Here is a 13,727-nt window from a genome sequence, read left to right as displayed (position 1 = left end):
GCCGTATCTTCTTTCTTCCGCCTCCGGGCCCGCATGTGCTGGGCGCCGGAGGCGCTTTTTTATTCTGATGTGTATGAAGCTCTCTCACACCGCCGCCGATCTACGCAGCGACACCCTCGAGTCCGTGCACCACACGATCGCCGGGGTGGAGGTTCCCGCCGGCTGTGCGCTCGCCGCTACCGGCTCGTTCGCGCGCGAAGAAATGACCCCGCATTCAGACCTTGATCTGGTGCTGCTGATCCCCGAGGATTTCGATGGCGATCTCTCCGAGGTGTGGTATCCCATCTGGAATTCTCGCATCTCCCTAGATCACAGCGTGCGCACCATCGAGGACTGTTTGACGGTGCTCGCCACCGAGCCCAGCGCCAGCCTGGCGCTATTAGACCTGTGCCATGTCAGCGGCGATGAAGAGCTCACCACCGCCACCATTCGGGCGGTGCGCCGCCGCTGGCGGCAGGTGCTGCCTCGCAAGTTTGATCACATCTCCGACGAAGCCATCAAACGCTGGCGTCGCTCCGGATCGTGTGTGTCCATGACGCGCCCCGATCTTAAAAACGGCCACGGTGGCCTCCGCGATATTGAGCTCCTGCGCGCGCTCGCCCTCGGCAATCTCGTGGACGCCCCCGATCTATCCCGCGAACGCAGCTTGCTTATCGACGCCCGCACGCTGCTGCACACAGCCGCGCACCGCCACCGCGATGTCCTCGACCCCGAGTTCGCCGTGGATGTCGCGGATAAACTCGGCTTTGCCGATCGCTATGAGCTCTCCACTGCCATTGCCGAGGCCGCCCACAACGTGGACGTTGCCCTCACCAAGGCCCTCGATGGTGCCCGCGATGTGATCACTAGGGTGCCGCTGACCCGCAGCCGACGCCAGCCAGTGGATCTCGACGTGTTCGCGCAAGGCGATCATGTGTCGCTAGCGCGGGATACCAACTTCGATGATCCGGGTCTGCCGCTGAGGGTGGCCGCCGCCGCAGCACGCCACGGGCTGCGGGTATCTACTGCGGTGTGGTCCTCCCTGCGCACCTGCCCGCCGCTGCCTGAACCCTGGCCCAAAGCTTCGGTGGAGGACTTCTTCACCGTGCTCTCTAGCCCCGAGCACACCTTCGAGGTGGTGCGGGCCATGGATCGTTTCGGACTCTTTAGTCCGCTGGTGCCGGAGTGGGAGAGGGTGCGCGGGCTTATGCCCAAAGAACCCACCCATATTCACACCATCGATCGCCACGCCATCGCGGTGGTAGAAAACTGCGCCAGCGAAACCATCGCTGCGGCGCGGCCCGATCTACTGCTTTTGGCCGCACTGTTTCATGACATGGGCAAACGCTGCGAGAGGCCTCACGCCATTGTTGGGGCAGAAATGGTGGTGGAACAGGCCCTAAGAATGGGATTCAACCCCGCCGATGTGGAGGTGCTGCGCACTTTGGTGCTCGAGCACACCACCCTCGCGGAACTAGCCACCACCACGGATGTCAGCAGCGAGGATAGCGTCGATAAGCTGCTCGATGCGGTGCACTACGATCAGCTCACCTTGAACCTATTGGCGCTATTGACCAAAGCCGATGCGCGCGGCACGGGGCCCGGGGTGTACAGCTCAACGCTGGCCTATGGGATGAACATGCTCGTCAGTAACGCGGAGCGAATGCTTACCTGTGTGGTGCCGCAGCCGCCGCAGATCGAGCAAGTCGACAACATCGAAGTGCTCCCTAACGGGCACTACTATCACATCCGCGCGCGGACCCCGAACCGAGCACAACTGATGACACTGCTCGCCACCATTCACGCCAGCGGGCTGCGGGTGCGCACCGCCGCCGCCAATGGCGAGCATGTGATGCTTTCGGCGCGGCCGCGCTTCGGCACCGAGATCGACGCCCACCATGTGGTGCAATCCTATAAGTCTCGGGTGCACACCACTCCGCCGCAGGTGCACACATCCATGGTGGCCACCTACTGGTACGGCCGCACAGTGGAGGTGCGCGCCCCAGACGTGCACGGCATCTTGGGCACGCTGCTGAACGTGCTGCCAGAGGTGGAATGGTTCAGCCTGCGGCGGCCAGGGGCTACCTGCATCGCCCAGTTCTGTCTCGCCGGTGAGTACGACTCCGCGCAGATAGAACGTGACGTGACGCGCTGTCTGCTCAACGGCTAGCATAAAGCAGGATAAAGGTAAGGTATAGCGAGACAAGACGTATATATAGGGGAGAAACTTTTCGTGTTTGAATCACTATCAGACCGGCTCACAGGGGCGCTCAAGGATCTGCGCGGCAAGGGCAAGCTCACTGAAGCTGACATTAACGCCACCGCCCGCGAGATCCGGCTCGCCCTGCTGGAGGCGGACGTCTCGCTGAGTGTGGTGCGCGGCTTTATCAAGCGCATTAAGGCCCGCGCCACCGGCGCGGAGGTTTCTAAGGCGCTCAACCCGGCGCAGCAAGTGATCAAGATCGTCAATGAGGAGCTCGTTGACATCCTCGGCGGAGAGACCCGCCGGCTCAACTTGGCGAAGAATCCGCCCACCGTGATCATGCTCGCCGGCCTACAGGGTGCAGGTAAAACCACCTTGGCCGGAAAGCTCGCCAAGCACCTCGCCGATCAGGGCCACACCCCGATGCTGGTGGCCTGCGATTTGCAGCGCCCCGGTGCGGTGCAGCAGCTGCAGATCGTTGGCGAGCGCGCCGGGGTGCCTACCTTTGCCCCGGATCCCGGCACCGCTTTGGGCAGCGAACACGAGATGGGCACCTCCCACGGTGATCCCGTGGAGGTGGCCCGCCAAGGTATCGCTGAGGCCAAGCGCGCCCAGCACGACATTGTGATTGTGGATACCGCCGGCCGTCTCGGCATCGACGAGACGCTGATGACGCAGGCGCGCAATATTCGCGACGCCGTCAACCCGGACGAAGTGCTCTTCGTGATCGATGCGATGATCGGTCAGGACGCCGTGCACACCGCCGAGGCGTTCCGCGATGGCGTGGACTTCACCGGTGTGGTGCTGACCAAGCTAGATGGCGATGCCCGCGGTGGTGCGGCGCTGTCGATCCGTGAGGTTACCGGCAAGCCGATCATGTTCGCTTCCTCGGGCGAGAAGCTCGATGACTTTGATGTCTTCCACCCGGAGCGTATGGCCAGCCGGATTCTCGGCATGGGCGATATGCTCTCGCTGATCGAGCAGGCCGAGCAGAAGCTGGACCAAGAAGAGGCGATGAAGACCGCCTCCAAGCTGGGCACCGGCGAGCTCACTCTGGAGGACTTCCTCGATCAGATGCTCATGATCCGCCGCATGGGCCCGATCGGCAACATTTTGAAGATGCTGCCCGGGGGATCGCAGATGTCGCAGATGGCGGACATGGTGGACGAGAAGCAGCTCGACCGCATCCAGGCCATCATTCGCGGCATGACGCCCGCCGAGCGCGAGGACCCGAAGATTCTCAATGCCTCTCGGCGCAAGCGCATCGCCAATGGCTCCGGCGTGTCAGTCTCTGAGGTGAACCAATTGGTGGAGCGCTTCTTCGAGGCAAAGAAGATGATGAGCAAGATGGCCGGCCAGTTCGGCATGCCCGGCATGGGCGGGCGCTCGGCCACCAAGAAGAAGCCGAAGGGCCGCAAGAACAAGAAGGGCAAGCGCACCAACAAGGGCAAAAACCGCGGACCGAAGCGCGGGGCAATGCCCGGCATGCCCGGAATGCCCGGCATGGGCGGCGGCATGCCCTCCCAGGAAGAACTGGAGAAGCTGCAGCAGCAGATGGGTGGCATGGGCGGTGGATTCCCCGGCATGCCACAGATGCCAAAGGGGATGGAAAACATCGACCTGAACAACCTCGACTTCGGCAAGGGGAAATAACCACCCTTTCAGCGCATCCGGCCCCGCTCTCCTTGAGATATCTCGGAGAGCGGGGCCGGATTTTTATGCTTCGGCCGCGCGGATCTTAATCTTCGCTGTCGTCTTCGTCCTCTTCTTCGTTGAAGAAGGTGGTGGTGGGTTTATCATCCTCATCGCCCAGCTTGTCGGGGTCGATATCGGCGAACATGGATTTCAACTCCGCGCGCAGCTTTTCCTTGAGGGAATGTGCATAGGCCGCCGAGATGTGGTTGTGATCCCGGTAGACAAAGACATTGCCGATCACCGGCGGGCAGAAATCGTCCTCGCAGAACCAGTCAGAGGTATCCACCGAGCGCATGTTGTCGAAGCCGGCGAGAATCTCCTCGGCCGGATCTTCCTCGGAGTACACCACATCCCGATCAATGCCGCACTCCTCGGCGCTATTGCCTTGGGCCATGCACTGGGTGCGGTTAAATGGAGAGCCGTCTTCATTCCATCCCCAAGGGTTATCGCGCAGGCCAAGGAAGGGAATACCGGCCTCATCCAATAGCTCCCAGACGCGCTCATAATCCTCCGGCACGTAGTCCGGGCCCTCACCGGTGAGAGACTCCGGTCGGGTCGAGGTGGACAGCACGAGATCCGGCTGGGCGTCGAGCAGCAAGTCGAGGGACTTGTGGTTATAGCGAGCGCAAAGATTATCGGCATCGTATTCGCCGTCGTACTGCAGGAAGAGCGGGCAGCCTTGGCGCAGTTGCGGAATGATGCGCCAGCCCTCTTCCTTGGCGATCTCAATAAGCACCGAGGAGTACTGCTCGGCATGGCTACCGCCGACAAGGTAGATGGTTTTGGTGAAGTTTTCGAGCTCGCCATAGGCGCACGGTCCCTCCTCACCATCTGGGTTGGAGGCGGTGGTGGGGAAGTAGGCCGGCGGCTGGGAGGCGAAAGCCATGCAGCGGTCGAGGCCGATGCGAGGATAGAGATCGCCGATGAGCTCCGGGTCGGGCTGTGGATCCACATCTGCCGGAACCACGGCGCCACTGAGGGCACGTGCGCCGGGGTAGATGTGCGGGTCGAGCACCTGATCCTCGGCGTCGCTGAGCTTTTGGTTATAGGCCGGCGCCATGGAAAGCAACAGCACAAACACTGTGGCGATGCTGGCGCCGCCCAGCCCGCGCAACCGGGCTGCGGGGTTCGTTTGCATGGCCTGGAAGGCATTCCACGCCACGTATTCGTCATTCTTTGGTCGTGCTCGGTGCTGGCGCAGCGGCTTTTCCACGAAGGTGTAGGTCAGATGCGCCAATCCCACCGACACGGCGATTACCGCCAGCCCCAGCAGGATGCTGGGCTCGGTGAGTTCGAAGTAGACCACGGTGAGGATCAACAGCGGCCAGTGCCAGAGGTAGAGCGAATAGGCGATATCGCCCAGCCACCGCATGCTGCGCCGGCTCAACAGAGTAGAGACCGTGCCCGCACCGAGGATGATGAACACCGCACCACCCAAGGGGTAGAGGGTCCACGGGCCGGGGAATACCCGGGCTCCGTCGAAGAGCAGACCAGTGCTGAGCACCATGATCAGCCCCAGCCATGCGAGCACCGAGCGCAGCTTCTCATTCAGCTGAATCCGGTGCCCGTAGATCGCCAGCACTGCGCCCAGGGTGAGCTCCCACGCACGGGAGAAGGTGGAGTAATAGTTCAGCCCTTGGTCCTGGTTGTGCAGGATGCAGGCGTAGATGAAGGAAGCGATGGTGATGAGAATGAGGATCGGGCCCGCCACCGTGGACACCTGAGTGCGCCGCAGTTTCAGCATGCGTAGCAGCGCCAGCAGCCCCAAGGAGAGGGCGATGGCGCCCACATAAAACTGCCCCTGAACCGACATGGACCACAGATGCTGCAGTGGGCTCACGCTGTCCGAGGCCACGTTATAGTCGGCGTCTTGGCTAGCCAGCTCCCAGTTTTGGTAGTAGAGCAAGCTGGCGAGCAGCTGCCTAACCAGCTCGCCCTCCTTCAACGAGGGCACAACCCACCACACCAGGGCGCTCACCGAGGCGAGCACCACCACCAGCGCCGGCACAAGGCGGCGGATGGTGCGCCACAGAGGCCACCACGGGTTCAGCGAGGCGCGCATCCGGTCGGCGTAGCGCAATTGCGAGCCGAGGAAGAAGTAGCCGGATAGGAGCAGGAACACGTCGACGCCGCCGGAGACCCGGCCGACGAAGACGTGGAAAATCACCACGAAGGCGATAGCGACGCCGCGTAAACCGTCGAGGTCATAGCGGTATGAGACCGATTTCAGCGCATTGCTCTCAGACACTGGGTGAACTCGACTCCTTGAACTCTCATCTTTTCCGCCCCTTCAGCAGACCGAAAAAATGTGGGCTAACAAGGTCTAAACATGTGGGCAGTGGGCTGATGTCGACTGTTTAGCCTACCGATCTCGCTGAGGTTTGACGAAAACAACGCTGCCGCCGTGGCCGTGGACGGTGCAGAGGAGGCGAGGGTGGCGTCGATAAGCCTGCATGATCGGTTTGTGCCAGCGCTGGAGAATGGGGTAGTATTCCTCGAGTTGTCTGCGGTAACTGCCAGTCACCGAGTACGTCTCGCCTGGCGACCCCATGGTGTCACCCGCAGGTAAATCCAAGGGTTGAACCGGCGCCCACCACCTACACGGTAGGCGCGTCTGTACTGCCTAAGTGACAAGAAGAAAAGGAGCCACACATGGCTGTCAAGATTAAGCTCGCCCGTATCGGTAAGATCCGCACCCCGCAGTACCGCGTGGTCGTGGCTGATGCCCGCACCCGCCGCAATGGCAAGGTGATCGAGAACATCGGTATTTACCACCCCAAGGAGGACCCTTCGGTCATCCGCATCGACTCCGAGCGCGCTCAGTACTGGTTGAGCGTGGGCGCTCAGCCGACCGAGCCGGTTCTCGCTCTGCTGAAGGTCACCGGTGACTGGCAGAAGTTCAAGGGCATCGAGGGCGCCGAGGGCACCCTGAAGGTTGCCCCGGAGAAGAAGTCCAAGCTGGACCTGTTCAACGAGGCTCTCTCTGAGGCCAACAACGGCCCGACCGCCGAGGCCATCACCGAGAAGAAGCGTAAGGCCAAGGAAGAAAAGGACGCCGCTGAGGCCGAGGCTAAGAAGAAGGCCGAGGAAGAGGCCGCCAACGAGGCTGAGGCTGAGGAGTCCGCAGAGTAAACTCTGCCGGCCCATAACGCGCCAACCGCACCACGTTCCCGCCGCCATAGGCACTCTGGGAAAGCCGGTGCGGTTTTTTCATGCCCACATGTATCCGGCTAGGGCGCAGCATGAGAGGGGCGGGACGTGCTAGCGCCTGCTGGCTGGGGGCGGGTGTACACCCACAGCGGAGAGGGCTTTAAACTACACAGTCATGGATGAGAAGCTGCAGATTGGGCGCGTGATCAAATCCCATGGCATCAAGGGGGAAGTGATCGTTGATCCCACCACCGATGTTCCCGAGGAGCGCTTCGCCATAGGCGAGGTCGTTGAGGGCCACCAGACCGGCAAAACGCTCGAGCTGACCATTGTCGCGGCACGGGTGCACAAGGGGCGGCTGCTGGTGAAGTTCGAGGAGATCGCTGATCGTAGCGCCGCAGAGAGCCTGCGCGGGATGCGTTTTCTGGCCGATCCCCGCGAGGAAGACGATGACGAAGGCTTCTATGACCACGAGCTTGAAGGCTTGCGGGTCTATGTCGACGGCGAAGAGATCGGCAACGTACGCGCCGTGGAGCGTGGTGTGGCCCACAACCTGCTGAATATTCGTCTTGCCGCCGGTGGCGATGCCCTTGTGCCCTTCGTCGAGGCCATCGTGCCCGAGGTGAACGTGGAAGAGGGCACCGTCACCCTCACCCCGCCGGAAGGGTTGCTGGATCTCTAATGCGTCTGGATGTTCTCACCATTTTCCCCGGTTATCTCGAGCCGCTGCGTCATGCACTCATCGGCAAAGCCATCGAGCACGACATAGTGCAGGTGGGCGTGCACGATCTGCGGGCGTGGGCCAGCGGCAACCACAAGGCAGTGGATGATTCTCCCTATGGCGGCGGACCTGGCATGGTGATGAAGCCGGAGGTGTGGGGCCCGGCACTCGATGACGTAGCCGCCGGCACTGGGCCAGCCGCCGAGGTTGAGCTGTTGAGCTCTGCCCAGGCGCATGTGCGCGGCCCTGCCGCGGTGGATCACAACTATGAGAAGACGGTGGATGAGGATAAGCCACTTCTTATCGTGCCCACCCCGGCCGGGCGGCCGTTCGTGCAAGCCGATGCAGAGCGCTGGTCGCGCGAAAAGCACATTGTGTGTGCCTGCGGCCGCTACGAGGGCATCGACCAACGGGTGGTGGAGGATGCCCGCGAACGCTACCGCGTGGAAGAGGTCTCCATTGGTGATTATGTGCTCGTCGGCGGGGAAGTAGCGGTGCTCGTGTTAGCCGAGGCCATCGTGCGGCTCATCCCCGGGGTGTTGGGCAATAAGAACAGCCATGAGGATGATTCCTTTTCCACTGGGCTGTTGGAAGGCCCCAGCTACACCAAACCGCGGAGCTGGCGCGGGCTGGATGTGCCGGAGGTGCTCTTTTCCGGCGATCACGCCAAGGTAGATCGATGGCGCCGCGAGCAGGCCCTGCGCCGCACCGCCGAGCGCCGCCCCGAGCTGCTCGAAACGGTGGAGCTGTCCCAGGCTGATCGGGACTTCCTTGCCGGACTCTAACCCCCAATACGTGGGGTATGCTGCGGCGATGTGCTGCCATAGGTGCTACGAGTGTCCGGCTGGGCGTCTACACTGTCACACGCCACACGTTCGCAGTGAGAGCACGCGCGCTGAATCTCAGGCGGGTGCTTGCCCCTAGGCGCTGGCGGCGTCCATAGCTGGGGAGTTCACGGGCGATACCGCCTGATGTGGACGTGTGCGTGCACAGAGATCACAGCCATCGATGATGAGAGTTGCGAGATGTCTTCGAGCACGTCCCCGAAAATGTATAAGCAAACCGGCCAGCCGCACGAGGAGCCAACGAATCGCCGCGCGATCGTGGGCACCTACCGGGCTGGAACCTTTGATAGTTCAGGCCAGCCGCCGAAACCCAATTGGATTGTGTTTATCACCTCCGGTATCGGAGTGATCCTCATATCCTTATGGGGTTTGGTGAATAAGGACTCTGCCGAATCCAGCCTGAACACCCTCACCGGTTGGATCACTTCCAACTTCGGCTGGTTTCTCATCCTCACCGTGGCGGCGGCGCTGGTGTTCATGATCTTTATCGCCTGCTCGCGAGCTGGGTCCATCAAGTTGGGGCCCGATCACGCACGGCCGCAGTATTCGCTCTTTTCATGGTCCGCCATGCTGTTTGCTGCGGGCATTGGCATTGGTTTGATGTTCTATTCCGTGGCCGAGCCGATCATGCAGTACTACAGCCCGCCAGAGGGTGAGGGAGAAACAGCGGCCGCAGCACGAGATGCGGTGGTGTGGACCTTCTTCCACTATGGCATGTCCGGGTGGGCGCTGTATGCGCTGCTCGGCATGGCGTTTGGCTACTACGCCTACCGGCTCAACATGCCGCTGGCGATCCGTTCGGCCCTGTATCCCATCCTGGGCAAGCGGGTACACGGACCTGTGGGCGATGCGGTGGACATCGCCGCCATGCTCGGCACCGTCTTTGGCGTGGCCGCCTCCTTAGGTATCGGTGTGGTGCAGCTGAACTTTGGCCTGCAGTTTTTGTTCGGCATCCCCGAGGGACACGCCGCCCAGATCGGTTTGGTGGTCGTGGCGATTCTTGCCGCCACGGTTTCTGCTGTGGCGGGGGTAGACAAAGGCATTAAACGCATTTCCGAGATCAACGTCTATCTCGCGCTGCTGCTCATGGTCTACGTCTTGGTCACCGGCAAGACAGCCTTTCTTTTCGACGCCATGATGCAAAACATCGGCGACTATCTCACCCAGCTGCCCAACTGGACCTTTAGCTCCTTCGCCTATTCCACCACGCCCGATCAGACGGGGGAGTGGATGCAGAATTGGACCTTGTTTTTCTGGGCATGGTGGGTGGCTTGGGCGCCGTTTGTGGGGCTGTTTTTGGCGCGCATTTCCCGCGGCCGCACCCTTCGCCAATTCATCGTGGGCACCCTCGTTGTGCCCTTCACCTTCACCGCCCTGTGGGCGTCGATCTTCGGCAACACCGCCCTCGACCGGGTGATGAGCGGCGATAATGACTTCGGGGAGCTCACCAACGAGAATCCGCAGCAGGGCTTTTTCATGCTTCTCGACGCTCTCCCGTACGGCTCCGTCATGGTGGCCCTCTCGCTGCTGGTGGGCATGCTCTTCTTTGTCACCTCGGCGGACTCCGGGGCGCTGGTGATGAGCAACTTCGCGTCCCATGTGACCGACTCCCAGCAGGACGGCGCCAAGTGGCAGCGCGTGTTCTGGGTGGCCGTGGTCGGGCTGTTGACGGTGACGATGCTGCAGATCAATGGCATCTCCGCGCTGCAGTCCGCCACCATCGTGATGGGTATTCCCTTCGCCATCGTGGTGTATCTGCTCATGTTCGGGCTCACCAAGTCCTTAAGACTCGAGGTGTATGAGCAGGAGTCCCGCAAGGTGGCGCTGCACTCGGCGATCTCCTCACGCACGGGCCGGAACTCGGAGGAGGATTGGCGCAGCCGCATCCAGCGCGCCTCAACCTGGCCGGATCAGGAGCACACCCAAGAGTATGTGGATACGGTGGCGCGCCCCGCCTTGGAAGATGTGGCTAACCAGATGCGAGACAAGGGCATCGATGCGCTGTTGACCACCGCTGAGGTGGATGGCACAGGCATCGATCAATTGGACCTGCTGGTGGACTTCGGCGCGGAGGAGAAATCCTTCCGCTATCAGGTGTATCCGGTGCGCGAGCTCAGCCCCAGTTTCGCCCATGCAGACACCGCGGTCTACTACCGACTCGAGGTGTTTTCACACAGCGGCTCGCTCGGCTATGACGTCTACGGCTATACCCGTCAGCAGCTGATCTCGAACCTGCTCGATCTGTATGACCGCCACCTCGAATTCCTCCACATGCAGCAGTACCTACCGGGTGGGTCGGATCACTCGGATAATGCCTCCTATGTGGACCAGTGGCCGGCCGAGGACCAGCACTAGCGCCTGCAGGCTGGCAGGGTGTGGAGGAGGTTAGCGCTAGGCGCAGGCAGCGCTAATACCTGGGTCGATCTCGCCTTCGCCGCTGGAGCCGTACCACAGGGTATCGCTGGGAAAGCAGCCCATCACGGTGTCTGTGCTCACCGGCTCTGCGGCGTGCACCACCACGCGGTAGAGGTTGCCGGGCCTGCCGCCGGCCTCGTTGAGCAGCATGTTATCGGGCTCGCAGGATAGCGAGACATGCTCGGTGTGGATGGAGTTCAGCCCCGTGATGTGCGCGGGCGCCTGCTCAGTGGCGGCGTGGAGAACATCGGGAGTGCAAAAAACATTGAGATCGGCGTAGTACATAGTGTCCATGATGCCCTCGGAGGTGGGCGGGTGGCTAGTTTCCCGCCCACTGTAAGAGCTGCGAACACCTGCAGCGAAGCTCCTCGCCGGCGGGTGCACGGTGGGGGCCTTGCTAAACTAGCGCGAATGATTGCTCGCACTATCGCTGAAGAACTTCGGCTCAGACCCGATCAGGTTGAGGCCACCATCGCGCTGCTAGATGAGGGCAACACGGTGCCCTTCATCGCCCGCTACCGCAAGGAAGTCACTGGGGGGTTGGACGATTCCCAGCTGCGGGTCCTCGCCGAGCGCCTGGACTATCTGCGCGAGCTCGCCGAGCGTAAAGAGACGGTGCTCGCCGCGATCGAGGAACAGGGCAAGCTCAGCGATGAGCTGCGCGCCCAGATCGAGGCCGTAGATACCAAGGCCCGGCTGGAGGATCTCTACCTTCCCTATAAGAAACGCCGCACCACCAAAGCGGACAAGGCGCGGGCAGCTGGGCTCGAGCCGCTTCTCGATACCATCCTGGCCCACCCCGAGGCGCCGGTGGATACCAGCGGCTACACCAGCGAGGACTTCCCGGGCGAGAAGGAGATCCTCGATGGCGCCCGCGCGATCCTCATTGATCGCTGCGCCCTCAACGCCGATCTGGTGGGCGAGGTTCGCCAGCGCGTGTTCCGCACCGGAGTGATGACGGCGAGTGTGAACGCCGGCGCCGAGGACAGCGGGGCGAAATACAAGGATTACTTCGATTTTTCCGAGCCGCTGCGTCGTCTGCCCAGCCACCGCATCCTTGCCCTGCTGCGCGGGGAGAAGGAAGGAGTGCTCACGCTCAGCATCGACGCCGGTTCGGACGAGGATTACGAGGCCATGGTGGCCGCCGCCATGGACATCCCCGTGGCGAAGAACGCCTGGCTGGCCCAGGCGGTGCGCTTTGCGTGGCGCACCAAGCTGTATGTCTCGGCATCGCTGGATGCGCGCATGAAGCTGAAGGAGACCGCCGAGCAGGGCGCTTTGGAGGTGTTCTCCACCAATCTGCGCGATGTGCTGCTGGCCGCCCCTGCTGGGCAGCGCGCCACCATGGGGCTGGATCCGGGCTATCGCAATGGGGTGAAAGTGGCGGTGGTCTCGGCGACTGGGATGGTGCTGGCCACCACGATCGTCTACCCACACCAGCCCCAGAACCGCTGGGACGCCGCCCGCGCCGAGCTGGCTGGGCTCTGCGCTGAGCACGGGGTGGAGCTGATCGCGGTGGGTAATGGCACCGCCTCCCGCGAGACGGACACCCTCGCCCGCGAGATCGCCGAGATGATCGTTGCAGCAGGCGGTCGCCGCCCCACCCCCGTGGTGGTGTCCGAGTCGGGGGCCTCGGTGTATTCGGCTTCGGAGTTGGCGGCGAAGGAGTTTCCGGACATGGATGTCTCTCTGCGTGGGGCGGTGTCCATCGCCCGCCGTTTGCAGGATCCCCTGGCGGAGTTGGTGAAGATCGATCCGAAGTCCATCGGCGTCGGTCAGTACCAACACGATGTGAACCAGGTGGCCTTGGCCCGCAGCTTGGACGGGGTGGTGGAGTCCGCGGTCAACGCCGTGGGTGTGGATGTGAACACCGCTTCGGTGCCGTTGTTGGAGCGCGTCGCTGGGGTGTCGTCCACCGTGGCGAAAAACATTGTGGCCTATCGCGAGCAGGAGGGCAGCTTCAGCTCACGGGCGCAGCTGAAGAAGGTGCCGAGGCTAGGCCCCAAGGCCTTCGAACAGGCTGCTGGCTTTTTGCGGATTCACGGCGCCGCGGATCCGCTCGATTCTTCCGCTGTGCACCCCGAGGCCTATCCCGTGGCGCGGCGCATGGCCGAGTCCACCGGTTTGAGTATCGGCGAGCTCATCGGCAATAGCCGGGTACTCTCTACCGTGCGCCCGGAGGATTTCGCCGACGAGCGCTTCGGCGTGCCGACCGTCACGGACATCCTTGCGGAGCTGGACAAACCCGGCCGCGATCCTCGCCCCGAGTTCACCACCGCCCGCTTCAAGGAAGGGGTGGAAAAGATCAGTGATCTCTCAGCCGGCATGATCCTTGAGGGCACCGTGACGAATGTTGCCGCCTTTGGCGCCTTCGTGGATGTGGGTGTGCACCACGACGGCCTCGTTCACGTCTCTGCCATGTCCGATCGCTATGTTTCCGATCCGCACGAGGTGGTGCGCTCCGGCGAGGTGGTGAAGGTGAAGGTGCTCGATATCGATGTGCCCCGCAAGCGCATCTCGTTGACGCTGCGGCTTGACGACGCCACCTCGCAGCCCACCGAGCGCCGCGGCAAAGACACCAACGGCGCCTCCTCGGCATCCCGCGGGCGTTCCGGTGCCCGGCGAGGCACGGGTAATAAGAAGCGCCGTGGCGGATCCACCCAGCAAAACGCCGGCGGCGGGGCGATGGCCGATGCCCTGAAGCGCGCTGGGTTCTAGG

Annotated in this window: 9 protein-coding genes; 7 read left to right on the top strand and 2 right to left on the bottom strand. The window is 62.5% G+C overall.

Translation table 11 applies throughout. The features are described 5' to 3' along the window. Positions 1 to 73 precede the first annotated feature (73 nt). Both CCICO_RS07295 and ffh read left to right on the top strand, forming a co-directional pair. Complete coding sequence (locus CCICO_RS07295) at positions 74 to 2,149, top strand: [protein-PII] uridylyltransferase (protein ID WP_018019126.1); 2,076 nt, start codon at positions 74 to 76, stop codon at positions 2,147 to 2,149. Between the two features lie 63 nt (positions 2,150 to 2,212). Beyond that, positions 2,213 to 3,835: a signal recognition particle protein gene (ffh, locus tag CCICO_RS07290; RefSeq protein ID WP_018019125.1), complete on the top strand. Its 1,623-nt coding sequence runs from the start codon at positions 2,213 to 2,215 to the stop codon at positions 3,833 to 3,835. An 85-nt stretch (positions 3,836 to 3,920) separates the two neighbouring features. Here ffh and CCICO_RS07285 read toward each other — a convergent pair whose 3' ends face one another. Next, positions 3,921 to 6,125 carry an acyltransferase family protein gene (locus CCICO_RS07285; protein ID WP_018019124.1) on the bottom strand — a complete coding sequence of 735 codons (2,205 nt, stop codon included), beginning with the start codon at positions 6,123 to 6,125 and terminating at the stop codon, positions 3,921 to 3,923. A 404-nt stretch (positions 6,126 to 6,529) separates the two neighbouring features. Here CCICO_RS07285 and rpsP point away from each other — a divergent pair, with 404 nt between their 5' ends. The 4 genes from rpsP (at position 6,530) to betT (ending at position 10,948) form a co-directional block, all read left to right on the top strand. Next, positions 6,530 to 7,009, top strand: coding sequence for a 30S ribosomal protein S16 (rpsP, locus tag CCICO_RS07280; RefSeq protein ID WP_018019123.1), 480 nt, complete (start codon positions 6,530 to 6,532; stop codon positions 7,007 to 7,009). A 193-nt stretch (positions 7,010 to 7,202) separates the two neighbouring features. Then, complete coding sequence (gene rimM, locus CCICO_RS07275) at positions 7,203 to 7,709, top strand: ribosome maturation factor RimM (RefSeq protein ID WP_018019122.1); 507 nt, start codon at positions 7,203 to 7,205, stop codon at positions 7,707 to 7,709. Beyond that, positions 7,709 to 8,533 carry a tRNA (guanosine(37)-N1)-methyltransferase TrmD gene (gene trmD, locus CCICO_RS07270; RefSeq protein WP_018019121.1) on the top strand — a complete coding sequence of 275 codons (825 nt, stop codon included), beginning with the start codon at positions 7,709 to 7,711 and terminating at the stop codon, positions 8,531 to 8,533. Before rimM ends, trmD begins: the two co-directional genes overlap by 1 nt. Before the next feature lie 240 nt (positions 8,534 to 8,773). After that, a complete protein-coding gene (gene betT / locus CCICO_RS07265) occupies positions 8,774 to 10,948 on the top strand; it encodes a choline BCCT transporter BetT (RefSeq protein WP_425265818.1) in 2,175 nt (724 codons plus the stop codon). Between the two features lie 36 nt (positions 10,949 to 10,984). Here betT and CCICO_RS07260 read toward each other — a convergent pair whose 3' ends face one another. Beyond that, on the bottom strand, positions 10,985 to 11,293 hold the full coding sequence (locus tag CCICO_RS07260; protein WP_018019119.1) for a hypothetical protein: 309 nt from the start codon (positions 11,291 to 11,293) through the stop codon (positions 10,985 to 10,987). A gap of 126 nt (positions 11,294 to 11,419) precedes the next feature. On the opposite strand from CCICO_RS07260, the gene CCICO_RS07255 reads away from it, so the two are divergent. Beyond that, positions 11,420 to 13,726: a Tex family protein gene (locus CCICO_RS07255; protein WP_018019118.1), complete on the top strand. Its 2,307-nt coding sequence runs from the start codon at positions 11,420 to 11,422 to the stop codon at positions 13,724 to 13,726. Position 13,727: the final 1 nt, after the last annotated feature.

The organism is Corynebacterium ciconiae DSM 44920 (assembly GCF_030440575.1).
Lineage (GTDB): Bacteria > Actinomycetota > Actinomycetes > Mycobacteriales > Mycobacteriaceae > Corynebacterium > Corynebacterium ciconiae.
This window is presented reverse-complemented; position numbering and strand designations above follow the sequence as displayed.